The organism is Serratia sp. BNK-4 (assembly GCF_048685115.1).
GTDB classification, from domain to species: domain Bacteria; phylum Pseudomonadota; class Gammaproteobacteria; order Enterobacterales; family Enterobacteriaceae; genus Serratia; species Serratia bockelmannii.
In genome coordinates this window covers 4,080,911-4,105,520 of the sequence record NZ_JBLQTM010000001.1, presented here as the reverse complement: position 1 = coordinate 4,105,520, position 24,610 = coordinate 4,080,911, and the positions used below count along the sequence as shown (strand labels likewise).

The window sequence follows — 24,610 nt, the reverse complement described above, 5'->3', positions numbered from 1 at the left end:
TTTGTCACTAGTGCGTATAATCGCCGCCCGGCGATTAATTAACCTGTAAAAAGAGCGGCAGAATGAGCACCACCAGCCTGATCCAACCCGATCGTGAACTGTTTTCCTATAAGCCTTATTGGGCGGAATGTTATGGCACCGCGCCGTTTTTACCGATGTCGCGAGCCGAGATGGATCAACTGGGCTGGGACAGCTGCGACGTGATCATCATCAGCGGCGACGCCTATGTCGACCACCCGAGCTTCGGCATGGCGATCATCGGCCGCATGCTGGAAGCGCAGGGCTTCCGCGTCGGCATCATCGCGCAGCCGGACTGGAGCAACAAAGAAGATTTCATGCGGTTGGGGAAACCGAACCTGTTCTTCGGCATCACCGCCGGCAACATGGACTCGATGATCAACCGCTATACCGCCGATCGCAAACTGCGCCACGACGACGCTTACACCGCCGGTAACGTCGGCGGCAAACGCCCCGATCGCGCCACCCTGGTCTACAGCCAGCGCTGCAAAGAAGCCTATAAAGACGTGCCGATCGTGTTGGGCGGCATCGAAGCCAGTCTGCGCCGCATCGCCCACTACGATTATTGGTCGGATACCGTGCGCCGTTCGGTGCTGGTGGATTCCAAAGCCGACATGCTGATCTACGGCAACGGCGAACGTCCGCTGGTAGAAGTGGCGCACCGTCTGGCCGCCGGCGAGAAGATCGGCGATATCCACGATATTCGCAATACCGCGGTGATGCGTAAAGAAGCGCTGCCGGGCTGGAGCGGCGTGGATTCCACCCGCCTCGACAAGCCGGGCCGCATCGAAACTATCCCGAACCCGTACGGCGAGGATCTGCCGTGCGCCGACGGCGCCAAACCGAAAGAGCCGGAAGCCAAGCCTGTCACGGTGCGCGCCGCCAAGCCGAAGCCGTGGGAGAAGACCTACGTGCTGCTGCCGTCCTTTGAGAAAGTGAAGGGCGACAAGGTGCTGTATGCGCACACCTCGCGCATTTTGCACCATGAAACCAACCCAGGCTGCGCCCGCGCGCTGATGCAAAAACACGGTGACCGCTACGTGTGGATCAACCCGCCGGCGATCCCGCTGACCACGCCGGAGATGGACAGCGTCTTTGCCCTGCCTTATCAGCGTGTGCCGCACCCGTCTTACGGCCAGGATCGCATTCCGGCCTATGACATGATCCGTTTCTCGGTGAACATCATGCGCGGTTGCTACGGCGGCTGTTCGTTCTGTTCGATCACCGAGCATGAAGGGCGCATCATCCAGAGCCGTTCGGAAGATTCGATCGTTCGCGAAATCGAAGAGATCCGCGACAAGGTGCCGGGCTTTACCGGCGTGATCTCCGATCTGGGCGGCCCGACCGCCAACATGTACATGCTGCGCTGCACTAACCCGCGCGCCGAGCAGACCTGCCGCCGCGCCTCGTGCGTGTATCCGGAGATCTGCACTTATATGGACACTAACCACGAGCCGACCATCAAGCTTTACCGCCGCGCGCGTTCGCTGGAGGGCATCAAGAAGATCCTGATCGCCTCTGGGGTACGTTACGATCTGGCGGTGGAAGATCCGCGCTATATCAAGGAACTGGCGACCCACCACGTCGGCGGCTACCTGAAGATCGCGCCGGAGCACACCGAAGAAGGCCCGCTGTCGAAAATGATGAAACCGGGCATGGGCAGCTACGATCGCTTCAAACAGCTGTTTGATCACTATTCGAAGCAGGCGGGCAAAGAGCAGTACCTGATCCCGTACTTCATCTCGTCGCACCCGGGCACCCGCGATGAAGACATGGTGAACCTGGCGCTGTGGCTGAAGAAGAACCGTTTCCGCCTCGATCAGGTGCAGAACTTCTATCCTTCGCCGATGGCCAACTCCACCACCATGTATTACAGCGGCAAAAACCCGCTGAGCAAGGTGGGGTACAAGAGCGAAGACGTGGTGGTGCCGCGCGGCGAGCGCCAGCGTCGCCTGCATAAGGCGCTGCTGCGTTACCACGATCCGGCCAACTGGGCGCTGATCCGCACCGCGCTGGAAGAGATGGGGCTGAAGCACCTGATCGGCAGCCGCCGCGAGTGTCTGGTGCCGGCGCCGAGCATCGACGAGCAGCGCGAGGCGAAACGGCTGCAGCGCCACACCCGGCCGGCGCTGACCAAACATACCGATATTAATCGGCAGCGCACGCCGTCCAACCGGCCGCCGCGCAAGCCGATTCGCAAGGCCAAGCCGTAACGACCACGCCGCGTGCGCAAACAAAAAGGAGAACCCCCGGGTTCTCCTTTTTACTTTAGCTAATTACAACCGTTCGTAAGCGGCTTCCACTTTCATCAAATGGCGCGGCGCCTGCGGTGCGGGATGGTATTTGCGCACGTGCCAGTTAAAGGCTTCTGGCGACAGGTTGTTGATCATCGCGATCGCCTGCTGGCGATTACTGGAGAAGGTGCGCAGCAGCGCGCCGGTGCCGTTGACGTAGGCGATGATGGTGGCGTAGCGCAGCGTGACGGGATTGGCGATCCCTTTAAGCTGTTGTTTTTGCAAGGTGGCCAGATAGGCGGCGCCGAGATCGATATTGGTGTCGGGATCCCGCAGGTCATCGTCGTCCGGGCAGCCGCGTTTGCCTTTGTAGCGGTAGGCATCGCAGCCGGCGGTATCGGCTTTCAGCTGCATCAGGCCGATCGCATTGGATCTGCTCACTGCGGAAGGGTTGAAGCCGGACTCCACCTGGATCATGGCGGTGATCAGCTTGGCGTCCACGCCGTATTCGCTGGCGGCGTCTTTGATGGCGCTATCGAAGGCGTGGCGATCGTAGCTGACGCGCTGTTTCTTGCCGGCGCAACCCGCCAGCACCAGCATGATGCAAAGCATGCCCAGCCGTGACCCGTGTGAGAAAGAGAATTTCATGGTGCTCCGTGCTTGTCTGTTTTTTAACGGCGTTAACCGGTGGCCGGAGCCTCCGGCGTCGTCATCATAACGTCAGGCGGCGCAAAGGAGCAATGTGTGGGAAGGAAAAGCCCCCTCCGGCGGGAGAGGGCTTGAGCGTGGGTTTACAGGGTATCCGGATCCGGCCCCAGGCGGTTGCCGACGTCCAGCTTGGCGATCTCGCCCAGTTCGTCCTTATCGAGTTTGAAATCAAATACCTCGAAGTTTTCGCGAATGCGCGACGGCGTGACGGATTTCGGGATCACGATAAGACCGCTGTCCAGGTGCCAGCGCACCACGATTTGCGCCGGGGTTTTCTCGTATTTCTCGGCCAGGGCCTTGATCAGCGGCTGGTCGAATACCCCTTCACCGCCCTGCGCCAGCGGGCTCCAGGATTCGGTGGCGATATGGTGCGTAGCGTTCCAGGCGCGCAGTTGGCGCTGTTGCAGCAGCGGGTGCAGCTCGATCTGGTTGACGACCGGCGCCACGTTGGTTTCATCCAACAGACGCTGCAGGTGCGGCGTATGGAAGTTGCATACGCCGATGCTTTTCACCAGGCCTTGTTCGCGCAGTTTGATCAGCTCGCGCCAGGCGGAGACGTATTGATCCTGCTGTGGGCGCGGCCAGTGGATCAGATACAGATCCACATAGTCCAGCTTGAGCTTTTCCAGACTGGTTTCCAGCGCCGCCAGCGGATCGCCCTGATCGTCGTTCCACAGCTTGGTGGTGATGAACAGGTCGCTGCGCGGCAGCGCGCTGGACTGCAGCGCGGCGCCGACGCCTTCCTCGTTCTTGTAGATCGCGGCGGTGTCGATGGAGCGGTAACCGATCTCCAGCGCTTTGCTGACCGCGCGGGTGGTCTCTTCAATACTCGCCTGCCAAACGCCGAGACCCAACTGCGGCATCAGATTACCATCGTGGAGTTTGATGATGGGTTGTTGCGTTGTCATGCGCATCTCCTTGTGTACGGATTGCGGCGCCTGCGGCACCGAAACGGCTATAGATAAATTCTAGTTGGCAAAATGGGCGGTTGCCGGGTTTGCCAGCCTAATTTCAGCGGTGGCGGGAGGGCGATTCTCTCCCCGCTCTCCCTGCGAATGAGCGGTAAGACGAAGGGTGCGAAACGATCGGCGGCGCGCTGAGGCGCCCGACGGCGCCCGGCGATCGGCCGGGCGCCGGATGCGGCGAAAAATGGCTGACGGAGACTAAAGCCTAGCAAAAAATCGCCGTTTTGCGATTAACGCGCCGCTTCATAAATGCGGCGGCTGACGTCCAGGGTGATGTCCTGATGCTCGCCCAGGGCGGTCATGCCGTGCTGATGCAGCTTGTCGAGCAACGCCGGAATGCTGCTGCCGTCGAGCTGATAATCCGCCATGCGGGTCGGTACACCCATCTGTTCGAAGAAGGCGCGGGTGGCGGCGATGGCGCCGTCGATGCGGCTGTCTTCGCTGCCTTCGCGCAGGTCCCAGATGCGGTCAGCGTACTGCAGCAGTTTTTCGCGCTTCTGCGCTTTCTTCTCGTGCAGCAGCGCCGGCAGCACGATGGCCAGCGTTTGTGCGTGGTCGAGATCGTGCATGGCGGTCAGTTCATGGCCCAGCATGTGGGTCGCCCAGTCCTGCGGCACCCCGGCGCCGATCAGGCCGTTCAGCGCCATGGTAGCGCTCCACATCACGTTGGCGCGCACCGCATAGTTTTCCGGCTCGGCCAGCGCGCGCGGGCCGTCTTCCAGCAGGGTCAGCAGCAGGCCTTCGGCGAAGCGATCCTGCACCTTGGCGTCGACCGGGTAGGTCAGATACTGCTCCAGGGTGTGTACGAAGGCGTCGACCACGCCGTTGGCTACCTGGCGCGGCGGCAGCGAGTAGGTCACGACCGGATCCAGCACGGCAAAGCGCGGCTGCACCAGCGGCGAGAAGAAGTGCTGTTTGTCGCCGCTGCTCTTCCGGGTGATCACCGCGCCGCTGTTGGACTCGGAACCGGTGGCCGGCAGCGTCAGCACGCAGCCCATCGGCACCGCGTCAGTGATGTGGCTGCCGACGGTCTGCAGAATATGCCAGGCATCGCTGTCGGCCGTATAACGGGCCGCGGCGGCGATGAACTTGGTGCCGTCAACCACCGAACCGCCGCCGACCGCCAGCAGGAAATCGATGTTTTCCGCTTTCACCACCTCGACCGCTTTCATCAGCGTTTCGTAGGTCGGGTTCGGCTCAATGCCGGAGAACTCCCGCACGTCGCGGCCGGCCAGCGCGCTGTACACCTGATCCAGCACGCCGTTTTTCTTCACGCTGCCGCCACCGTAGGTGATCAGGATGCGCGCGTCCGCCGGGATCTGGCCGGCCACGTCGGCGATTTGGTCCTTGCCGAACAGGATTTTGGTTGGGGTATGCAGAATGAAGTTTTGCATGGTTGATTTCTCTCTTTCTGTCAGGCGGGCGCCAACGCGGCGCAAAGGTGTCTGGCCCGTATTGTCAGGAACCTGGCGGCAACGCACAATGCACATTCCTGTTTGGTTCTTGCCTATTTCTACAACTGCCTGTAGAAATGGAGAGCTTTAAATTATGATTTATGCCGAATCGTTCTGACTGTAAGAGGGTGTTTCCGTGACTGAAATCGATGCGCTGCGCAGCCGCATGGCACGCCAGGCGATGGCTATCGCCACCGGCAACGGCTATACGCCGTCACCGGTGCCGCGGGTGAAGATCCTGTATGTCGATCGCCACTGCCCGCGTCAACCGGTAATGTACGAACCGGGGATCGTCATCATCTTTCAGGGGCACAAGGTCGGCTATTGCGGCAACAAGGTGTTCCAATACGATCCGCGCAACTACCTGCTGATGACGGTGCCGCTGCCGTTCGAGTGCGAAACCTTCGCCAGCCCGGAGTTGCCGCTGGTGGGGTTGGCGGTCAATATCGATACCCAAATGCTGCAGGATTTGCTGATCGACATCGGCGACGACGACTACCTGATGCAGCCGCGGGCGGAGAGCAACGGGGTAAATCTGGCCGAGCTGACGGAAGCGCTGCTGTGTGCCACTGAACGCCTGCTGGACGTGATGGCCAAGCCGCTCGACGCCCGGGTGCTGGGGCCGCAGATCGTGCGCGAGATCCTCTACTATGTGCTGCGCGGCACCTGCGGTGCGTCGCTGCAGGAGCTGGTTAATCGACATACCCACTTCAGCCAGATCGCCAAGGCGCTGCGGCGCATAGAAAATCAGTATGCCGACAATCTCAACGTCGAGCAGTTGGCCAGCGAGGTCAACATGAGCGTGTCGGCGTTTCACCATAACTTCAAGGCGGTGACCAACACCTCTCCGCTGCAGTACGTGAAATCGTACCGGCTGCATAAGGCGCGCCTGTTGATGGTGCATGACGGTCTGAAGGCCAGCACGGCGGCGATCCGCGTCGGTTACGAGAGCGCGTCGCAGTTCAGTCGTGAATTCAAACGGCTGTTCGGCATGACGCCGAGCGATGAAGTCGCCCGGCTGCGCGATGCCAATCCGCTGCTGCTGGAGGGCTGAGCCGCGTTTACGGGGTCAGAACGATCTTGCCGAACGGCCCGCGATCGAGATGATCCAACGCCTGCGGCAGCTGGTCGAAGCGGTATACCTGATCGATCACCGGCTGCAGGTTGACGGCGTCCACGGCGCGCACCAGATCTTCCAGCGCGCGGCGATGGCCGACGCCGATGCCCTGGATCTGCGCCGATTTCAGCAGCAGCAGGCCGGCGGGCGCGGAAATCTCGGCGCCCGCCAGCACGCCGATCACCGAGATGCGGCCGCCCACCGCCACGGCGCGTACTGAGTTGCCGAGATTCGGGCCGCCGACGGTGTCGATCACATGGTCGATGCCGCGATCCTGCGTCAGCGCATAAACCGCCTCCACCCAATCGCCGTTCAGCCGGTTGATGCCGTGACTGGCGCCCAGTGCCCGGGCGCGCGCCAGCTTTTCATCGCTGCCGGAGGTCACGTACACCTCGGCGCCGTGCGCTTTGGCGATCTGCAGCGCGAACAGCGCCACGCCACCGGTGCCTTGCACCAGCACCGTCTCGCCGGCATGCAGTTTGCCTTGCTCTACCAGCGCGAACCAGGCGGTCAGCCCGGCGCACGGCAGGGTGCTGGCCTGCGCGTCGTCCAGCGACGTCGGCGCCGCCACCAGCCAGTCTTCATGCAAAATCACGTATTCCGCCAGTACGCCCTGATAGAAGCCACCAAGGGTGTGGTAAGGCACCTGGCGCGCATCGCCGTACGGTTTTTGCCGGCCGTCGAGCCAGCCGGGGCTGAAGGTAGAGATGACCCGAGCGCCGGGTTGGAACCGGCTGACGCCGGGGCCGATAGCGTCGACCTCGCCGGCCATGTCAGAGGCGGGGGTGAACGACTGCGGCAGCGTCAGCCCCATGCCGCTTTCAATCATCATTTTGTCGCGGTAGTTGAGCGCTACCGCCTTCACTTTCACTCTGATTTCGTGTGGCCCCGGCTGCGGGATCGCGTCGGTGGTCAGCTGCAGGTGTTCACGCCCCAGGGCGTCCATCGTCCAGCGTTGCATCGTGTCGGTCATGATGTTCTCCAAAGTCAGCGATTAACGACCTGTCGATAATATCGTTGATAGAGGTTCGCCAGTGGCGATAAGATTTCCGCAGATTGTTTCTTTCAGAGCGACAAATCATGAGCGATCGATTGAGCGGCATTTCGGTATTCGTCACCGCCGTGGAGGCGGGCAGTTTTGCGTTGGCGGCCAGTCGGCTGCACCTGTCGCGTTCGGCGGTAGGGAAAACCATCGCCCGGCTGGAACAGCGGCTGGGCGTGCGGCTGTTTCATCGCACCACCCGCAGCCAGAGCCTGACCGACGACGGTGCGTTGTTCTATGAGCGCTGCCTGCGGGCGCTGGAGGAGATCCGCAGCGCGGAAACGTTGCTGGAGTCGGGCAAGCGGCAGGTCAGCGGCCGGCTGCGGGTGTCGATGCCGGTGCTGTTTGGCCGCATGTGTATTGCGCCGTTGCTGACCGATCTGACGCGTGAGCACCCTGGCCTGGAGCTGGAGCTGTCGTTCAGCGATCGGGTGGTGGATCTGATTGAGGACGGTTTCGATATGGCGATCCGTAACGGCACGCTGGCCAACAGCAGCGGGCTGGTGGCGCGTCGTATCGGCGATCACCGCATGACGCTGTGCGCCTCGCCGGCGTATCTGCAGCGATGCGGCGAACCGCACAGCATCGAGCAATTGGCCCAGCATGAGGCGGTGACCTATATGCGCGCCGGCGCGCGGCGCAGCTGGCGGGTGCTGGACGAGAACGGCAAACCGCAGGACGTGATGCCGAATAACCGGTTGCAGATGGACGATTTGCAGGCGATTGCGGATGCAGCGACGGCGGGTTTCGGCATCGCCTGGCTGCCGTGCTGGCTGGTGCGTGAGCAGCTGTTGAGCGGGGCGCTGGTACGCTTACTGCGCGATCGGCCGGGCGCCGCCTTTGATGCGCATGCGGTATGGCCACACACGCCCCACCTGCCGCTGAAGGTGCGGCTGGCGGTGGATACGCTGGTGAGCAAATTGCCCGCCAGTCTGGCGTTGGTTGAGAAGGCGCTGTAGTGCGCCTGGATCAGGAGGAGGAGGCGCGCTTTTTACGCCAGATCACCAGCATGGCGCCCAGCAGGCCGACGAACAGCAGCAACAGCGGCAGCAGCATCAGGCCTGTCATCACCTGGCTTTCGTAGCGTTTCACCAGAGGGATTTGGCTGAACGCGTAACCGAGACCGACCAGCGCGCAGACCCAGATCGCCGCACTCAGCCAGTTGAACACCTGGAAGCGCGAACTGTTGAGCCCGGAAATGCCGGCCATGGTCGGCAGCAGCGTGCGCACGAAGCCGAGGAAACGGCCGATCAGCAGCGCCGTCAGCCCGTGGCGATTGAACAGGTTATGAGCGCGCTGGTGATATTGCGCCGGCAATTGCAGCAGCCAGCCTTTCACCAGGCCGGTGTGGCCCAGCCAGCGGCCCTGGATATAGCTCAGCCAACAGCCGAGGCCGGCGGCGGCGGTCAGAATCAACAGGGTGGGGGCAAAGCCCATCACGCCTTTGGCGATCAGCGCACCCGACAGCAGCAGCAGGCTGTCGCCGGGGAGGAAGGAGGCGGGCAGCAGTCCGTTTTCCAAAAACAGGGTGGTGAAAAGCACGGCATAAACCACCCAAATCACGCTAGGATCGGCGAGGGCGATAAAGTCCTGTTGCCAAAGCGCATGAATAATCTCTCGTAATACATCCATTTTATGTCCTGTTGCATGCCGGTTGCGCCCGGGGTCACGTTCTCCAGGATGCGGCGGTTACCGTATCTGACAGTTATCCGGTTAGTGTACCGCTAATAGCTTAAGCCGACATTAAACGAGACGAAGAAAATTACCGGAATCCGCCTTAGCGCACGCCGTTGAGGCGATCGAAACCGGCCGCCAGATCGGCGATCAGGTCTTCGACGTTCTCCAGGCCGATGTGTATGCGCACCAGCGTGCCGGAGAAATCGACGCCGCCCGCCGGCCGGATGGCTTCCAGCTCTTCCGGCTGGTTGGCCAGGATCAGCGACTCGAAGCCGCCCCAGGAGTAGGCCATGCTGAAGTGGCTGAAGTTGTCCAGGTAAGCGGCCAACTGGGCATCATCCAGCCGCTCTTTCAGCACGAAAGAGAACAGCCCGTTGCAGCCGCTGAAGTCGCGGCGGTAGAACTCGTGGCCCTTGCAGCTGGGCAGGGCTGGGTGATTGACCGTCGCCACCTCCGGCCGTTCGGCCAGCCAGTTGGCGACCTCAATGCTGCTGCGCTCGTGCTGCTTCAGGCGCACGCTCAGGGTACGCAGGCCGCGGCTCGCCATGTAGGCGGTGTCGGCATCCACCATCTGCCCCATCAGATAGGAGTACTCGCGCAGTTGCTCCCAACAGCGCGCGTTGGCGACGGCGGTGCCGAGCATGTAATCGGAATGGCCGATCAGGTATTTGGTGCCGGCCTGAATGGAGATATCGATGTCGAAATCCAGCGCCTTGAACAGCACGCCCGCCGCCCAGGTGTTGTCGATCATGATCACCACCTCCGGCGCCACGGCACGAATGGCCTGCACCATGGCCGGGATATCCTGCACTTCCAGAGTGATGGAGCCGGGGGATTCCAGGAACACCACGCGGGTATTGGGTTGGATCAACGTGGCGATATCGGCGCCGATCAACGGATCGAAATAGGTGGTGCTGACGTTCATGCGACCGAGGATGTGAGTGCAGAAATCTTGGGTCGGTTCGTACGCCGAACCGGTGACCAGCAGGTGATCGCCGGCGCCGACGAACGACAGGATCGCATTGGCCACCGCCGCCGCGCCGCAGGGGTACAGCACGCAGCCGGCGCCGCCCTCCAGCTCGACCATCGCATCTTGCAGGGCGAAGTGGGTCAGCGTGCCGCGTCGGCCGTAAAACAGCTCGCCGTGGGCACGTTGCGCGGTGGCGTGCTTTTTGGCGGCGACGGAGTCGAAGACCAAAGAAGAGGCGCGTTGCGTGACGGGATTGACGGAGCCCTGGGTGTAGCGTTTGCCGCGGCCGGCGCCGATCAGCGTGGTTTCGATGTGTTTTGACGTCATGGTACCTGGCTCACCTCTGGTTGCTCTGCACGTGTCCGTTTACGATAGCCCTTACGTTAGCATGAGTTAATATAGCCATCCAGACGTTTTAACTTCTGGATATAGAAACGGCTATAATTGGCTGTCAGCGGCGCATTTCTCGCCTCATCCTTCTGCCGAGCGGCGAGAGAGAAGCCCATTCATCGGTCGAGACGTCGTTCGGCAGCGTGGTCTTGTTGCACCGTTGTGGGAGAAAAGTAACGAAATAACCCCATAAAAGGAGCGTTTGGCGGTGAACGGGCGCGGATTGGCGCTTTGCCGCGGGGCTGGCTAAAATTTTCGCGTTTATTTGGTAAATAATAATGAGAACTACTATCAATCCCCGGTTGGTTTGATATGATCGCACGCTGAATTATTCCTTAATTTTGATCGGTAATGGGTGGAGGCACAGCGTGAAAACGGCTGGCAAGAATTTAAATCAAGGATCGTTCGGTCAGGGCCGGGCGCAGTGGGGCAAGGCCTTTGGCCGCAGCCTGATGGCTTCTATGGTGCTGGTTGTGGGGCTGGCCGGCAGCGCGCAGGCAGCGCCGGCGGCCAATCCGGCCGTTACCGAAAGCGTTGCGCCGACCACCGCGCCTGCACCTGCAGCCGCTGCGCCGGAAAGCATCACGCCGGTGAACCCGGCACCGACGATCCAGCCACCGGAAACCCGCGGCATGGACCTGTCCATTTGGGGCATGTACCAGCACGCCGACGCGGTGGTGAAAGCGGTGATGATCGGCCTGGTGCTGGCGTCTATCGTGACCTGGACCATTTTGTTCGCTAAAGGCAGTGAACTGCTGCGCGCCAAGCGCCGTCTGCGTCGCGAGCAGTTGGCACTGGCCGAAGCGCGCTCGCTGGATGAAGCTTCCGAGCTGGCGCAAAACTTCTCCCCGGAGAGCGTCAGTGCGGTACTGCTGAACGATGCGCAAAATGAGCTGGAGCTGTCTGCGGAATCCAACGACAACAACGGCATCAAAGAACGCACCGGTTTCCGTCTCGAGCGCCGCGTGGCGGCCTACAGCCGTAACATGGGCCGCGGCAACGGCTTCCTCGCCACCATTGGTGCCATCTCGCCGTTCGTCGGCCTGTTCGGTACCGTCTGGGGCATCATGAACAGCTTTATCGGCATCGCCCATTCGCAGACCACCAACCTGGCGGTCGTGGCGCCGGGCATCGCAGAGGCGCTGCTGGCGACTGCGATGGGCCTGGTGGCGGCGATCCCTGCGGTCGTTATCTACAACATCTTCGCCCGCGTCATCAGCGGCCATCGCGCCCAGGTAGGCGACGTGGCGGCGCAGGTCTTGCTGCTGCAGGGCCGCGATCTGGATCTGGCCGCAACGGCGGAAGCCAAGCGCTCACAGCACGCACACCAACTGCGGGCGGGGTGAGTCATGGCGATGCGCTTAAATGAAGATCTGGACGACAGCGGCGAACTGCATGAAATCAACGTGACGCCGTTTATCGACGTCATGTTGGTGCTGTTGATCATCTTTATGGTGGCCGCGCCGCTGGCAACGGTAGATATTCGCGTCGATCTGCCGGCCTCCTCCGCCAAACCGCAGCCGCGGCCGGAAAAACCGGTGTTCCTGTCGGTGAAGGCCGACAAGCAGCTCTACGTCGGCGATCAGCCGGTGAATGCCGATCAGTTGACTTCGGTGCTGGATCAACGCACTCAGGCGAACAAAGAAACCACCATCTTCTTCCAGGCAGACAAGAGCGTGGACTATGAAACGCTGATGAGCGTGATGGACACCCTGCGTAAAGCCGGCTACCTGAAAGTGGGGCTGGTGGGCATGGAAGGCGCCGCCAAGTAGCGGTAGCACAACGATAAAGGGCGCTCAGGCGCCCTTTTTTATTGATTCAGAAATATCACTCCCCGGCCAACAACGCCCGGGAACCGGCATGGCGCCAGTGGATGCGGCCCGGCAGATAAAGCGCATGCTGTTCCAGCGGCCGCTCGTCGATGAGCGCGGTCACCTGGTCGAAGCTATGCTGCGCCAGCGCCCGGCAGTCTTGCGCGACCGTATCTATCTTCAGCGTCATGCAATCGAACAGGTAGTGATCGTCGAAGCTGCACAGGTGGATGTCGCTCTCCATCAACTGATGCTGCGTCAGATAACGCAATACGCCCTCCAGCAGGCCGCAGGCGGCGGTAAACAGCGCTTTGGGCGGACGCCCCAGCTGTGCGCACAGCTGAGCGAACATCTCGTAACCTGAGCTGGGGTGATAGTTGCCGTTGATGATCCATTCCGGTTTGCACGTGATGCCGGCGAGCTCCAGGCCAAGCTGGAAGCCGGCGAGGCGATCGCGGGTCGGCGAAATGCGCGGCTGCCCGCCGAGAAAATAGATCTCATCCGGATGTTGGCGCGCGACCTTTTCCACCAGGTCGGCGGTCGCATTAACCGAGTCGGTGATCACCAGCGGCAGTTCGGAGCCGGCGATCAGACGGTCCATCTGCACCACCGGTAGCCCGGCGTTGATCTTCTGGTATTCGGCATCGTTCAACTGGCTGGAGGCGACGATCAAGCCGTCCACCTGCCGCTGTACCAGACTGTTCACCGCCATCATCTCCTGCGCCGGGTTTTCATCGGTGCAGGCGATCAGCAGCTGCAGACCGGCTTCGCGGCACAGCGTTTCCAGCTCGCGCGAAATCACCGCAAAGCCGTAGTTGGTCATCTCCGGCACCACCAGCCCCAGCGTGTGGCTGCGGTTGGAGCGCAAAGAGCGGGCGTGGATGCTGGGCTGATAATGGTGTTCGTGCGCCAGCGCCAGAACGCGGTCGCGGGTGTCGTCGGACACCCGATATTCCTTGCTGCGGCCGTTCAGCACCAGGCTGGCGGTCGATTTCGACACCCCGGCCAGCGTGGCGATGTCACTGATGGTAATGCGTTTATTTTTTTTCACTGACGCCATCTGAAGTCATCGGAGGATGCGTCATTCTAGCATGCATGGCGTCAGCGGCCAGTATTCCAACGCCAGCGGCGCGCTTCCGGACAGCCGCAGTTGCGGCTCGCTGGCCGGGAAGTAGCGCGCGCTCATCACCGCCTCGCCGCGGTTGATGAAGATCTCCACGCTGGAACGATCGAACAGCAACTGCAGATGCGTGACCGGGCCGCGCCAGTAACGGTGCTCCGGCTGGCCGTCGGCCAGGGAAGCGCGCGTCAGCTGCAGCCTTTCGCCGTCCCAGTTCAGCGTCATTGCCTCGCCAAACGCGGCGCTGAACGCGCCCTGCGGCGTCAACTGCAGCTCCGCAGCCCCCAGCGCATAGGCGGGGGCATCATCGGCACAGCCTTGCCAGCCTGCTCGCTCGCCGCGCAGCTGTTGCAGCTCGCGCGCCGGGCGCTGGTGGAGGCGGCCATGCCGCAGCGACAGCTCGCGCGGGCAGGTCATGGTGTGGATCCAGCCGTAACGGCGCGTCGGATGGGCTTCTTCATCTTGCTCGGGCACGCCCATCCAGCCGAACAGCAGGCGGCGGCCATCTTCCGCCAGCGTCGTCTGCGGCGCATAGAACTCGAAGCCGGCGTCCAGCTCGCGAAATTCGCCGTGGCTGAAGGCCGGCTGCAGGTAATCCAGCTTGCCGAGCAGATAGCCGGCCTGATAACGGTTGAGATAGCGTTCCGGCTGCGGCGCCAGCCCCTGCGGGCAGCAGATCAACACGTCGGCGTCCTCCAGCGAGAACAGGTCTGGGCACTCCCACATGTAGCCGAATTCACCCAGGTCGTGCAGGCCGGAACCGGCGATTTCGCCCAGCGGTTGCCAGCCGCGCAGATCGCTGGAACGAAGCAGCAGCACCTTGCCGCGATCCTGCAAGTCACGTGCGCCGAGCACCATGTACCAGGTATTCTGATGACGCCATACTTTGGGATCGCGTACGTGCCCGCTGTAGCCGTCCGGCAGCGGCAGCACCGGCCCGAGCTTGCGGTATTCGCCCCGTTCGCTTTCCTGAGCCAGGCATTGATAGGCAGTGCGTGAGCCGTCGGGGAATTTCACATTGCCGGTGTAGATCAGCGTGATTTTATCTTCTGCCACCACCGCCGAGCCGGAATAACAGCCGTGGCTGTCGTAACAGGCACCTGGTGCCAGGGCAAGCGGCTGATGCGCCCAACGCAGCAAGTCGGTCGACTGCCAGTGTCCCCAGCACTTGTTGCGATGATCGCAGCCCAGCGGATTCCACTGATAGAACAGGTGATAAACGCCGTTGTGCTGGATGAAGCCGTTGGGATCGTTCAGCAGGCCAACGCTGGGCGCCAGATGCCAGGCCGGGCGGTGCGGATCGCGCAGCGCGCGTGGCTGGCCGTTCATGACCGCCTGCATCGCCTGTTTGATTAAGCTGAGTTCTTCCATCATTGCGCGTCCGTTTTATATTTCAACAGGAGGGAGAGTATGAAGGCGGTGCCAAACGCGATCGCCAGGCCGATGATATAGCTGACCAGCGAACTGGCCTGCACAATCGCCATGCCAGGGATCGCCGTCAGCCCGACCGCGTTCATGCCGACGTGGTTGGCCACCACCCAGGCGCCGCCGAGCGCGCCGCCCGCCAGCGCTGCCAGGAAGGGTTTCACGAAGCGCAGGTTGATACCAAACAGCGCCGCCTCGGTGATGCCGAGCATGGCGGAAAAGGCGGAAGGCACCGCGATGGCTTTGATTTTGGCGTCGCGGGTTTTGAAATACACCGCCAGGCAGGCGCCGCCCTGAGCGATGTTGGCCATCGACCAGATCGGCAGCAGGAAGTTGACGCCGATAGTGGGGTTGCCGAGCAGCCCGGCCTCTACCGCGTGGAAACTGTGGTGAATACCGGTGATGACGATAGCGGAATAGAGGCCGCCGAACAGCAGCCCGGCGAACCACCCCGCATGGGCAATCAGCGTGCTGAGCACGAAGGAGATGCCGTCACCCAGCGCGCGGCCGGCGGGGCCGATAAACAGCAGGGCGACAAAGCCTGAGATGACCACCGTCAGGAACGGCGTCAGGATCAGATCGAGCGCGTTGGGGATCACTTTTCGCAGCCGTTTCTCCAGCAGGCTCATGAACCACACCGTCAGCAGCACCGGGAACACGGTGCCCTGATAGCCGATCATGGCGATGTCCAGACCGAAGAAGTTCATAGTGTGGAACCCTCCCGCGACGCCCCAGGCGTTGGTCAGCGCCGGATGGGTCAAAATGCCGCCGAGCGTGGCCCCCAGATAGGGGTTGCCGCCGAATTCGCGTGCGGCGGTGAAGCCGATCAGAATCGGCAGGATAATGAACGCCGCCGAGCTGAACATATCCAGCATGATGAACAGCGCGCTGTTGGCATCGGCCCAGCCGTAGGTTTTCACCATGCCGAGCAGCCCCATCAACAGGCCGGAAGCGACGATCGCCGGGATGATTGGCACGAAGATGTTCGACAGCAGGCGGGCGATGCGCTGCAGCGGGTTGAGCTTTTTCGCCGCGATATCGGCGGCTTCGGCCTTGCTGGATTCGCTGACGCCCGCTGCCTTGATGAATTCCGCATGCACCTTGTTGACCAGCCCGGTGCCGAAGATTACCTGGATTTGACCGGCGTTGCTGAAGCAGCCTTTGACGCCGTCCAGTTTGCCGATGGCCTCTTTGTCCACCTTGCTGTCGTCCACCAGCACCAGACGCAGGCGCGTGGCGCAGTGGGCGGCGCTGGCGATGTTCTCTTTACCGCCGAGCAGCGGCAACAGCGCGTTGGCGGTTGCGGTAATGTCCATGTTGTCCCCTTGCTAAATAAAAATGCCGCCGCGCAGTTTGCGACGCAGCGTCGTGAATCGATGTCAGAAGAAATACTTGAATCTGGCGCGCATGCCGTAACGTTGATCGTTGTCGCCGTTGGCGATCTTGTTGTCGGCGTTGGCTTCCAGCAGCGACACATAGGCGCCTAAATACAGATTGAAATTCTTCATATTCATAATGTTAGGTATCTGATACGACGCGTGAACGGTATGGATGTCGTAGTTGCCCGGTTCGCTGAGCGGGTTGTGGATATCGGCGGCGATCCCGGCGGTATTGAACTCTTTGATATTGTTATGGGCATAGATATAACCCAGTTCGAAGCGCCGCCACAGCACGTTCACGCCGGCGGTGAAGTCTTGCTCGCCTGAGGCATCCAGATAGGCGGTGCTCAGGTTGGCCACCACGCCGTTATCCGGGTTAGCGGCGCTGTTGTTCCAGCTCATCGTCATGCCGTAACCGTTGCGCTTGGACTGATCGACGAAGCGGCCCTGGCTGTCCTGATACCCGTAGGCGTTATTTACCACGTTGCTTTCCATTGCCGCCGCGATGCTGAAGGCGTCTTTTTTCCAGGCGATCACCGGGCGCAAATAGGCGACGTTTTTCTTATTGTCCAGGGCGTTGCCGTGATAGCGGCTGTCCTGGAACAGCGAAGTGCCGTCCTCCACCAGCGTGTTCAGCTCGAAATAGACATCACCGGCGTATTTGCTCAACATCAGGTTGCCGCCGCTGCTGCTGCGGCCGCGGCCTTCTTTCATCATGTAGATATAGCCGAAGCCGTCGGCGTACAGATCGTTGGCGGTATTGCCGGAGTATTGAATGAAAGTGTCCTGATTCAGCGGGAACATGTCGTAGGCTTCGAAGCGGCCGATTTTGGTTTGCCAGTTCTTTTCATTGCCGAAGAAGAAGGCGGCGTCATCCAGGTTCATTTTGCCGCTCATGTCTGCCAGCGGTTGCACGCTGAAGCCGGAGAAGTTGCCGTCCGGATTGCGGCGGTAGCCGTCCAGCCCGACCAGAATGCGGCCGTTGATATCCCAGCGTTCTTTGTTGCCAGGCTTCCAGTCTTTGTGGTCGCTGCCTTTCAGCGACGTCAGCTGGCCGCTGCGGCTGGCGCCGTCCAGATTGAACTCCACGTCGCCGTACAGTTTCAGATCATTGAATCCATTCAGTTTCAGTGCGCTGATCGGGGCAATTGGCGTTTGCGGCGCGGCGGTATGCTGCGCAATCTGCGCGGTTTGCCGTTCCGTGTTGGCGGTGCGCTGCTCCAGCTGTTGCGCCCGGCGTTCCGCCGCCGTCGCGCGGGTTTCAGCCTGTGCGGTTTGCCGTTCCGCCTGCGCCAGGCGCTGTTCCAGCGCGTTGAGGCGCGCCTCGATGCTGCCGCTGCCCGAGGCCGCTGCATTGGAAGCAGAGAGGAAAAGCCCTGTTGTTATCGCCAAATAGCTGAGTTTTTTCATCATCGTCTATCATCCGGGTAAGGGTTGTTATTATTTTTTGCTAAATTGCTAAACCGGTTTTTCATGGCGAAAGATAACGATCAAGAAGCGGGCTGGCAATCAAGTTTGCTAACCCGATTCAGCTATTGTGATCGAGTGCGCAAATCGTGGGGAGTAAAAGACCACGGCGCCCAGGGGATCGCCGTGGATGCAGGGGATCAGCGCAGAAAAGCGGTGAGCTCTTCGGCGCGGGGCAGGGCGGTCATGGCGCCTTTGGCGGTGGTGGCCAGTGCGCCGCAGGCCTGAGCCTGGGCGATAACCGCCGGCCACTGCGTTTCCTGCGGCAATTCGTGAAGGCGTGCCAGCGCCGCTAACAGACCGGCGACAAACGCGTCGCCGGCGCCGGTGGTATCGACCGGCACGATCGACGGCGCGCGGAAATGGCGCAGGCGATGCCCATCGTGTACGCAGACGCCGTCGCCGCCCAGCGTCACCAGCAGCAGGCGTGTCGGGTAGGTTTGCATCATCCAGCGGATGCCGTTCTCTACATCGTCAAGGTGGCTGATGAAAGCCAGCTCTTCGCGCGACAGTTTCACCACGTCCGCCAGCAACAGCGCCTTTTGCAGGCAGGGGCGCAGCGCTTCCGGCTGGCGCCAGACCTCTTCGCGGATGTTGGGATCGAAACTGACCCGGCCACCGGCCGCCCGAATGCGTTCCATCGCCGCAAAGGCCGCGCTGCGGCTGGGTTCTTGCGAAAGCGCGATGGAGCAGAGGTGCAGCCATTCGCCCCGTTGGAAAGCCGGCAGATCGTCGGGCTGCAAAAACAGATCGGCGCTGGGCTGCACCATAAACGTGAATGAGCGCTCACCCTGCAGATCGAGATCCACCACCACCGTGGAAGTGTGGTGGTCGGGATCCGGTCGCATATGACCGATATCCACCCCTTCATCGCTCAGTACCTGCTGCAGAAAGGCGCCGAAGCCGTCTTGCCCCACACGCCCGATAAAAGCGCTGTCGCCACCGAGCCGGGCGATACCCACCGCCACGTTCGCCGGCGCGCCGCCGGGGCATTTGAGATAACCGTTGGCATTTTCCGGCACCAGGTCGATCACGGCGTCGCCCAGTACCCATACGCGATTCATCATGCTTAATCCCTATTTTTGTCGTTGTCAGATGGTTAGCTAAAATAGAAGAACCGATTTAGCAAGGCAATGAAATAATCCTCAGAGCCGCTTGGGCAGTGAGGAAGATCAATCTTTCTGCTGGGCTTGGGGGGAGGGAATCTGCCCCGCGAAACAGCGCGGGGCGAGATAGCAGGGCATTTAGCCCAGCTTCGGATAGACGCCGGGACCGATTGGCAAGCCTAGCGCATACCAGACCAGCAGCAGCAAAATCCACACGCTGAAGAACACCAAAGGATAGGGCAGGATCAGCACGTAATAGGTGCCGAGCTGCGCGTCTTTGCGGTAGCGCTGCAGGAAGCCGAGGAACAGCGGCAGGAACGGCGACATCGGCGCCAGCGGCAGCACCGCAGAGTCGGCGATGCGAAAGATCATCTGGGCGAACGCCGGGTGGAAACCGAGCAGCATAAACATCGGCACGAAGATCGGCGCTAAAATTGACCAGATCGCCGAGCCGCTGGCGATGAACATGCACAGGAAGGCGGAGAGGAACATCAGGCCGAGAAATGCCGGTGCGCCACTCATGCCGGCGGCTTCCAGCATATCGGTCAGGCCGACGGCCATAAACTTGCCCATGTTGCTCCAGTTAAAGAACGCCACGAACTGCGACAGCGGAAATACCATCACGATAAAACCCGCCATGCTTTTCATCGGATCGAGCAAGTGGTGGGGAATATCGTCCGGCCGACGGATCTGTTTGGTGACTACGCCATAGGTAATGGCGACGGTGAAGAAGAACAGGATGATGATCGGCACGATACCCTTGATGAACGGGGAAGGGATCACCGAACCGGTGTTCGGGTCACGCAGCGGCGCGGCCTCCGGCACCACCAGAGCGGCGATGATGGCGATAAACACCAGCGCGGCGATACCGCTCATCATCAGCCCCCGGTTTTGCAGCGGGGTCAGCGCTGCGATTTTGTCTTCGGCGCTGCCTTGCCACTTCGGCAGACGGGGCTCGATAAATTTGTCGGTGAGCAGCGCACCTGCGATGGTCAGCACGACCACTGAGGTGGCCATAAAGTACCAGTTGTCGATCACGCTGACGTGAACCGCGCCATCCACCGCTTTGGTGGCTTCGGTACTGATACCGGAAAGCAATACGTCGGTGGTGACGATCAACAGGTTGGCGGTAAAGCCGGAGGCGACGCCGGCGATCGCCGCCAGCAGTCCGGCTATTGGGTGGCGGCCCACCGCCACGAACATCAGTGCGCCAAGGGGCGGCATCACCACCAGCGCGGCGTCCGACGATATATGACTGAAGAAGGCGATAAACAGCACCATATAACTGGCGTAGCGGGCGCTGACGCGCGAGGCCATTTTGTACATCAGCGCCTGCAGCAGGCCGACCTTTTCCGCCAGGCCGGCGCCTATCACCAGCGCCAAAATAGCCCCCAGCGGCGCAAAGCTGCTGAAGTTATGGATGATGTTGGGAAATATCCACTGCATGCCCGCCACGCTCATCAGATTATTCACCTTGATGAGCTCGCCGGTGGCCGGATTTTTCACCGCCACGTCGAGCCAGGAAAATAGCGCGGTGGCCAGCATAAGCACCAGGATCAAATAGACGAACAGTAAAAACGGATTAGGGATCTTATTGCCGATGCGTTCCACCCAGTAAAAAACGCGTCCGGGGCTTTTATTGATTGGCGTTGTGGCCTCACTCATGATTTTACCCTCTGTGTTTGCTCTGTTGTGTGATTGTTATTATTTGATTTATTTATAATTATGCTTAGTGGCCCGGTGAACCGGGCCCTGTCTGTTCATGCTATTTCAATGGGGAGGGTTTTACCCCCTGTGGGATAGGGCATCGATACGGCTGTTCGGCGCGTTGGTGCTCAAACTCGCTGCGGCAGCTCGCCAGCAGGGCGCTGTCGCTCAGTAGATCGATGGCGGTCGCCGCCATCACCTTGCCGGCCAGGCACATGCCCTTATGGGCGATAGCGGTGCGGCCCTGCGCCACCAGTTGCCAGGTGTGCAGAGGAGTGCCGAGTGCGAAACAGGGGCTAAAGCATTGGGCGGTTGGCGCCACCCAGCTCACGTCGCCAACGTCGGTAGAACCGTACAGCAGGTCGTCGGACTCCACATAAGGAGCGACCTCGTCCATCAGCACCTTATCTCCCAGCAGTTGTACCCACTCGCGCCCGGCTGCGCCACCGGTGCGGGCTATGTTGAGTTTGGCGTTGCGCAGATCGTCGCGGCTCAGCGTCTGGCGGATTTCCTCGGCGAAGCGGCGTTCGGCGTCGCTGTACTCGGGCAGACCGAAATCACACAGGTTTTGATACATCGCGCGTTCCAGACTGCGGTTCGGCACATAGTTGGAGCAGGCCTTGTCGAAGCGCACGTCCATCTGAGTGTCAGTCATCAGCGCTGCGCCCTTGGCGATGTTAATCACCCGTTGGTAAATGTCCTGCGCCTGGTCGAGCTGCGGCGCGCGGATCAGGTACAACACCTCGGCGTCGGCCTGCACCACGTTGGGGGAGCTGCCGCCGGTGTGGGTGACCGCGTAGTGCAGCCGCGCTTCCTGCACGATATGTTCGCGCAGGAAGTTGGCGCCGGTATTCATCAGCGTCACCGCGTCCAGCGCGCTGCGCCCCAGGTGTGGCGAGTTGGCGGCATGGGCGGCGACGCCCTTAAAGTGAAACGCCGCCTGAATGTTGGCCAGCGTGCTGGTGTTGAACATGCCGCTGAAGCCTTCCGGGTGCCAGGTGAGGGCGGCGTCGACGTCGTCGAACAGGCCTTCGCGCACCATAAAGGTTTTGCCGGAGCCGCCTTCTTCGCCTGGGCAACCGTAGAAGCGCAGGGTGCCGGTCAGCCGGTTCTGCTGCATCCACGCCTTGGCGGCGAAGGCGCCCGCCAGCGCCGCAGTGCCCAGCAGGTTGTGGCCGCAGCCATGGCCGTTGCCGTTTTCCACCAGCGGCTGCGGCGTGGCGCAACCGGACCGCTGGCTCAGCCCGGCCAGCGCGTCGTACTCGCCCAGCAGCGCGATAACCGGGTGGCCGCTGCCGTAGCTGGCGATAAACGCCGTCTCGATGTCGCCCACACCGCGTTCGACCGAGAAGCCTTCCTGTTCCAGCGCATCGGCCAGCAACGTGGCGGAATAGGTCTCGTTGAAGCGCGTTTCCGGGTGATCCCAAATCGCGTCGCTCAGCGTGCTGAAGCGGGGTTGACGTTGGTCAATGTAGTCGTCGATAAATGCCTGCAGTTTTGAGTTGCTCATGCTCCGCTCCCGAATGTCGGCAGGTTCAGCGCCAGCGACGCCAGCGTTTTCACCGCCACCGCCATCACCTGTTCGTTGAAGTCGAATTTCTCGTTATGGTGCCCGGCGCTCAGCTCGGTGCCGAAAATGACGTATGAGGCCTGGCCGCCGCGGGATTTCACCCGTTCCATCATGTAGGTGGCGTCTTCTGAACCCGCCGCCTGTTCGCGGCGATCGACCACCGAGGTCAGCTCGGTTATCTGCTGCGCCTGGCGGCGGATATAATCCACCCACGGTTGGGTCGGTTTGCTGCTCTGCGCCGCGCCCATCAGCGCGATGTCGCAGGCGACGCCGTGCATTTTGGCGGCGCCTTCGATGGCGTTCAGGGCCTGCTGATAGACGAACGTGTTGATCTCATTGGTGGCGCCGCGCGTCTCCACCTTCATAAACGCCCGATCGGCGATCACGTTGCGGCCGGTGCCGGCCTGCAGCACGCCGACATTGATGCGTGAGCTGCCTTCGCTGTGGCGCGGGATGGCGTAAAGCCCTAGCGCAGCCTGCGCCGCCGCCAGCAGTGCGTTGCGACCGTCTTCCGGCTTGGCGCCGGCGTGGGAGGCGACGCCGCGGAAGGTAACGTCCAGCTTGCTGGTGGCCATAAAGCTGTCGCTGCCACATACCAGCTCACCGGCCGGCACGCCGGTGCCGATATGCACCGCGGTGAAGAAATCGACGTCGTCCACCACGCCGGCCTCCACCATCGATTTTGCGCCGCGTGTGCCTTCCTCCGCCGGCTGGAAGATCAATTTGACGGTGCCGCTAAGCTGGGACTCCAGGCTTTTGAACACGTGCGCCAGCCCCAGGCCGATGGTGGTATGGCCGTCATGACCGCATGCATGCATCATGCCGCTGTTGCAAGAGGCGAAGCCTTCACGGAACGGCAGGTGTTCGGGTTCCAGCAATTCGTTGAGATCGAGGGCGTCCATATCCACGCGGTAGGCGATAGTCGGGCCGGGGCGGCCGGTATCGAGCGTTGCGACGATGCCGGCGAAGCCGCCGGAAAAATGCGGCAACCATTTTTCCAACGCGCCCTGATTGCGGGCGCGCAGTTCCTGCGCCTCCAGCTCATCGGACGAGGGCAGTCCCATGCGCGCCTCGGCCTTGATGACCTCGCGGCCTAGCTGCAGGCGGTAACCCAGCCGATCGAGTTCTTCCGCCACCAGGGTGGCGGTGCGGAACTCAAACCAGCCGGATTCGGCATAGCGGTGGAAGTCGCGGCGCCAGGCCTGCAATTGCGGGTACAGATCGGCCACCAACATCGAAAGCGAATTAGTCATAGTGATATCTCATAAGTTATCGCGCGCTGGATCGCTCCAGGCAGCAGTTATGCTCTGAACTGAAATCAGACGGTGATGCTCTTGCAAATAAAAAGGTGTATTTGGTTACTAACTGCCGTGAATGGCGCTTATTGGCGCAGAAAATGCGCTTAATTAAGCGAAATAAGAATTTGGTTATTTATTATGTTTTTTCCGAATGTACACAATGGAATCTGGCTAAATAAGATGCCAATATCTTGCTATTGATAAATAACGGTTATCGCCTTTCGCCTATGCCAGCCTCGATAAAATTGCACCAATTACGTGCATTTGTGGACGTTAGCCGCCAGGGCAGCATCCGCGCCGCTAGCCGTACCTCACGCCTTTCCCAGCCTGCACTGACCAAAGCCATTCAGGAGCTGGAAGAGGTGCTGGGCGCCAAGTTGTTTATTCGCCGTAGCCAGGGTGTGGTATTGACCGACTGTGGCGATAACTTTTTCCAGCATGCCAGCCTGATCCTTGAGGAGCTGCGGGTGGCGCAGGAAGATATCCAGCAGCGGCTGGGGTTGGCGGGCGGCACGGTGAATATCGGCGTTGGTGGCAGCATTGCGCGTACTGTGATGCCGCAGGTGGTCACTCAGTTTCATCGTGAGTATCCCAACGTGAAGGTGCGCATCGTCGAGGGGCAGCTGGTGTCGATGATCCCTGAACTGCGTCAGGGCGAGCTGGATTTTACCGTCAATACCTATTACCCCAGCAGCCTCGACAACGAGTTGCAGTACGAACGGCTGATGGAAAAAGAGTATCGGGTGGTGGTGCGCAAAGGGCATCCGATGGAGGGGGCAACCTCGCTGAAACAGCTGCAGCACTGCGACTGGACCATGCCGACGCCGAAAGGCAGTTATTACCGGCTATTGCACGATCTGTTCGGGGACTTGGGCATGGCGCCGTCGATCAGCGTAACCTGTGAGACCTTTATGGCCTGTACCAGCCTGGTGGCGCAGAGCGATTTTGTTAGCATTCTGTCGGTGGACGTGATTTCGGATCCGATTCTGGGCAAGCATTTGGTGCCGCTTGAGCTGGAAGAGAGTCTGCCGAAAGCGACGTTTTATCTTATCCAACGCAAGGACACCACCCTGACGCCGATGGGCGCGCACTTGGCGCGCCTGTTTCGTCTTTATTGTCGGTGATACCGAGGCCCCATCGGGGGCCTGGGTA

Annotated in this window: 20 protein-coding genes; 6 read left to right on the top strand and 14 right to left on the bottom strand. The window is 61.1% G+C overall.

The genetic code is table 11. The features are described 5' to 3' along the window. Positions 1-62: 62 nt before the first annotated feature. The gene (locus tag ACMGGW_RS19590; RefSeq protein ID WP_197832253.1) at positions 63-2,231 is read left to right on the top strand and encodes a YgiQ family radical SAM protein; all 2,169 of its coding nucleotides are present in this window, start codon (positions 63-65) and stop codon (positions 2,229-2,231) included. A 63-nt stretch (positions 2,232-2,294) separates the two neighbouring features. On the opposite strand, the gene ACMGGW_RS19585 is transcribed toward ACMGGW_RS19590, so the two are convergent. From ACMGGW_RS19585 to yqhD, 3 genes are all read right to left on the bottom strand, one after another. Next, positions 2,295-2,900 carry a transglycosylase SLT domain-containing protein gene (locus ACMGGW_RS19585; RefSeq protein ID WP_025304291.1) on the bottom strand — a complete coding sequence of 202 codons (606 nt, stop codon included), beginning with the start codon at positions 2,898-2,900 and terminating at the stop codon, positions 2,295-2,297. A gap of 143 nt (positions 2,901-3,043) precedes the next feature. Next, positions 3,044-3,868, bottom strand: coding sequence for a 2,5-didehydrogluconate reductase DkgA (dkgA, locus tag ACMGGW_RS19580; RefSeq protein ID WP_016930128.1), 825 nt, complete (start codon positions 3,866-3,868; stop codon positions 3,044-3,046). Positions 3,869-4,155: 287 nt separating this feature from the next. After that, entirely contained in the window at positions 4,156-5,319 is a 1,164-nt protein-coding gene (gene yqhD / locus ACMGGW_RS19575; RefSeq protein WP_089181352.1) for an alcohol dehydrogenase, read from the bottom strand. A 226-nt stretch (positions 5,320-5,545) separates the two neighbouring features. On the opposite strand from yqhD, the gene ACMGGW_RS19570 reads away from it, so the two are divergent. Continuing rightward, positions 5,546-6,433 (top strand): AraC family transcriptional regulator, encoded by an 888-nt coding sequence (locus ACMGGW_RS19570; RefSeq protein WP_227255625.1) that lies wholly within the window; start codon positions 5,546-5,548, stop codon positions 6,431-6,433. A gap of 7 nt (positions 6,434-6,440) precedes the next feature. Here ACMGGW_RS19570 and ACMGGW_RS19565 read toward each other — a convergent pair whose 3' ends face one another. Then, the gene (locus tag ACMGGW_RS19565) at positions 6,441-7,469 is read right to left on the bottom strand and encodes a zinc-dependent alcohol dehydrogenase family protein (protein ID WP_060448055.1); all 1,029 of its coding nucleotides are present in this window, start codon (positions 7,467-7,469) and stop codon (positions 6,441-6,443) included. 107 nt (positions 7,470-7,576) lie between these two features. Here ACMGGW_RS19565 and ACMGGW_RS19560 point away from each other — a divergent pair, with 107 nt between their 5' ends. Continuing rightward, positions 7,577-8,497, top strand: a complete 921-nt coding sequence (locus tag ACMGGW_RS19560) for a LysR family transcriptional regulator (RefSeq protein WP_025304286.1) — start codon at positions 7,577-7,579, stop codon at positions 8,495-8,497. Positions 8,498-8,507: 10 nt separating this feature from the next. Here the strand turns inward: ACMGGW_RS19560 and ACMGGW_RS19555 are convergent, their stop codons facing one another. Together ACMGGW_RS19555 and metC are read right to left on the bottom strand one after the other, a co-directional pair. Further along, positions 8,508-9,170, bottom strand: coding sequence for a DedA family protein (locus ACMGGW_RS19555; protein ID WP_025304285.1), 663 nt, complete (start codon positions 9,168-9,170; stop codon positions 8,508-8,510). Positions 9,171-9,315: 145 nt separating this feature from the next. Continuing rightward, positions 9,316-10,512 carry a cystathionine beta-lyase gene (metC, locus tag ACMGGW_RS19550; RefSeq protein WP_043142120.1) on the bottom strand — a complete coding sequence of 399 codons (1,197 nt, stop codon included), beginning with the start codon at positions 10,510-10,512 and terminating at the stop codon, positions 9,316-9,318. 431 nt (positions 10,513-10,943) lie between these two features. Here metC and exbB point away from each other — a divergent pair, with 431 nt between their 5' ends. Together exbB and exbD are read left to right on the top strand one after the other, a co-directional pair. Beyond that, positions 10,944-11,921 carry a tol-pal system-associated acyl-CoA thioesterase gene (gene exbB, locus ACMGGW_RS19545; RefSeq protein WP_072269874.1) on the top strand — a complete coding sequence of 326 codons (978 nt, stop codon included), beginning with the start codon at positions 10,944-10,946 and terminating at the stop codon, positions 11,919-11,921. Positions 11,922-11,924: 3 nt separating this feature from the next. Then, the gene (exbD, locus tag ACMGGW_RS19540) at positions 11,925-12,347 is read left to right on the top strand and encodes a TonB system transport protein ExbD (protein WP_004937307.1); all 423 of its coding nucleotides are present in this window, start codon (positions 11,925-11,927) and stop codon (positions 12,345-12,347) included. A gap of 55 nt (positions 12,348-12,402) precedes the next feature. Here exbD and ACMGGW_RS19535 read toward each other — a convergent pair whose 3' ends face one another. The 8 genes from ACMGGW_RS19535 to ACMGGW_RS19500 all read right to left on the bottom strand — a co-directional run bounded on the left by ACMGGW_RS19535 (position 12,403) and on the right by ACMGGW_RS19500 (position 23,413). Continuing rightward, on the bottom strand, positions 12,403-13,446 hold the full coding sequence (locus ACMGGW_RS19535) for a LacI family DNA-binding transcriptional regulator (protein WP_420279525.1): 1,044 nt from the start codon (positions 13,444-13,446) through the stop codon (positions 12,403-12,405). 21 nt (positions 13,447-13,467) lie between these two features. Continuing rightward, entirely contained in the window at positions 13,468-14,877 is a 1,410-nt protein-coding gene (locus tag ACMGGW_RS19530; RefSeq protein WP_167325045.1) for a glycoside hydrolase family 32 protein, read from the bottom strand. After that, on the bottom strand, positions 14,877-16,247 hold the full coding sequence (locus ACMGGW_RS19525; RefSeq protein WP_043142125.1) for a sucrose-specific PTS transporter subunit IIBC: 1,371 nt from the start codon (positions 16,245-16,247) through the stop codon (positions 14,877-14,879). Before ACMGGW_RS19525 ends, ACMGGW_RS19530 begins: the two co-directional genes overlap by 1 nt. A gap of 63 nt (positions 16,248-16,310) precedes the next feature. Beyond that, positions 16,311-17,720 carry a carbohydrate porin gene (locus tag ACMGGW_RS19520; protein WP_192974146.1) on the bottom strand — a complete coding sequence of 470 codons (1,410 nt, stop codon included), beginning with the start codon at positions 17,718-17,720 and terminating at the stop codon, positions 16,311-16,313. Positions 17,721-17,917: 197 nt separating this feature from the next. Beyond that, positions 17,918-18,844 carry an aminoimidazole riboside kinase gene (locus ACMGGW_RS19515; RefSeq protein WP_025304277.1) on the bottom strand — a complete coding sequence of 309 codons (927 nt, stop codon included), beginning with the start codon at positions 18,842-18,844 and terminating at the stop codon, positions 17,918-17,920. Between the two features lie 177 nt (positions 18,845-19,021). After that, on the bottom strand, positions 19,022-20,548 hold the full coding sequence (abgT, locus tag ACMGGW_RS19510) for a p-aminobenzoyl-glutamate transporter (RefSeq protein WP_025304276.1): 1,527 nt from the start codon (positions 20,546-20,548) through the stop codon (positions 19,022-19,024). A 100-nt stretch (positions 20,549-20,648) separates the two neighbouring features. Beyond that, a complete protein-coding gene (locus ACMGGW_RS19505; protein ID WP_167324608.1) occupies positions 20,649-22,100 on the bottom strand; it encodes a M20 family metallopeptidase in 1,452 nt (483 codons plus the stop codon). After that, complete coding sequence (locus ACMGGW_RS19500; RefSeq protein WP_025304274.1) at positions 22,097-23,413, bottom strand: M20 family metallo-hydrolase; 1,317 nt, start codon at positions 23,411-23,413, stop codon at positions 22,097-22,099. Before ACMGGW_RS19500 ends, ACMGGW_RS19505 begins: the two co-directional genes overlap by 4 nt. Positions 23,414-23,685: 272 nt before the next feature. Here ACMGGW_RS19500 and ACMGGW_RS19495 point away from each other — a divergent pair, with 272 nt between their 5' ends. Continuing rightward, entirely contained in the window at positions 23,686-24,582 is an 897-nt protein-coding gene (locus ACMGGW_RS19495; protein ID WP_025304273.1) for a LysR family transcriptional regulator, read from the top strand. Positions 24,583-24,610: the final 28 nt, after the last annotated feature.

Excerpts from the sequence above, each read along its gene's own strand:
- ACMGGW_RS19590 (WP_197832253.1), top strand. The coding sequence starts at position 63 with ATGAGCACCACCAGCCTGATCCAACCCGATCGTGAACTGTTTTCCTAT.
- ACMGGW_RS19585 (WP_025304291.1), bottom strand. The coding sequence starts at position 2,900 with ATGAAATTCTCTTTCTCACACGGGTCACGGCTGGGCATGCTTTGCATC.
- dkgA (WP_016930128.1), bottom strand. The coding sequence starts at position 3,868 with ATGACAACGCAACAACCCATCATCAAACTCCACGATGGTAATCTGATG.
- yqhD (WP_089181352.1), bottom strand. The coding sequence starts at position 5,319 with ATGCAAAACTTCATTCTGCATACCCCAACCAAAATCCTGTTCGGCAAG.
- ACMGGW_RS19570 (WP_227255625.1), top strand. The coding sequence starts at position 5,546 with ATGGCACGCCAGGCGATGGCTATCGCCACCGGCAACGGCTATACGCCG.
- ACMGGW_RS19565 (WP_060448055.1), bottom strand. The coding sequence starts at position 7,469 with ATGACCGACACGATGCAACGCTGGACGATGGACGCCCTGGGGCGTGAA.
- ACMGGW_RS19560 (WP_025304286.1), top strand. The coding sequence starts at position 7,577 with ATGAGCGATCGATTGAGCGGCATTTCGGTATTCGTCACCGCCGTGGAG.
- ACMGGW_RS19555 (WP_025304285.1), bottom strand. The coding sequence starts at position 9,170 with ATGGATGTATTACGAGAGATTATTCATGCGCTTTGGCAACAGGACTTT.
- metC (WP_043142120.1), bottom strand. The coding sequence starts at position 10,512 with ATGACGTCAAAACACATCGAAACCACGCTGATCGGCGCCGGCCGCGGC.
- exbD (WP_004937307.1), top strand. The coding sequence starts at position 11,925 with ATGGCGATGCGCTTAAATGAAGATCTGGACGACAGCGGCGAACTGCAT.
- ACMGGW_RS19535 (WP_420279525.1), bottom strand. The coding sequence starts at position 13,446 with ATGGCGTCAGTGAAAAAAAATAAACGCATTACCATCAGTGACATCGCC.
- ACMGGW_RS19530 (WP_167325045.1), bottom strand. The coding sequence starts at position 14,877 with ATGGAAGAACTCAGCTTAATCAAACAGGCGATGCAGGCGGTCATGAAC.
- ACMGGW_RS19525 (WP_043142125.1), bottom strand. The coding sequence starts at position 16,247 with ATGGACATTACCGCAACCGCCAACGCGCTGTTGCCGCTGCTCGGCGGT.
- ACMGGW_RS19520 (WP_192974146.1), bottom strand. The coding sequence starts at position 17,720 with ATGAAAAAACTCAGCTATTTGGCGATAACAACAGGGCTTTTCCTCTCT.
- ACMGGW_RS19515 (WP_025304277.1), bottom strand. The coding sequence starts at position 18,844 with ATGATGAATCGCGTATGGGTACTGGGCGACGCCGTGATCGACCTGGTG.
- abgT (WP_025304276.1), bottom strand. The coding sequence starts at position 20,548 with ATGAGTGAGGCCACAACGCCAATCAATAAAAGCCCCGGACGCGTTTTT.
- ACMGGW_RS19505 (WP_167324608.1), bottom strand. The coding sequence starts at position 22,100 with ATGAGCAACTCAAAACTGCAGGCATTTATCGACGACTACATTGACCAA.
- ACMGGW_RS19500 (WP_025304274.1), bottom strand. The coding sequence starts at position 23,413 with ATGACTAATTCGCTTTCGATGTTGGTGGCCGATCTGTACCCGCAATTG.
- ACMGGW_RS19495 (WP_025304273.1), top strand. The coding sequence starts at position 23,686 with ATGCCAGCCTCGATAAAATTGCACCAATTACGTGCATTTGTGGACGTT.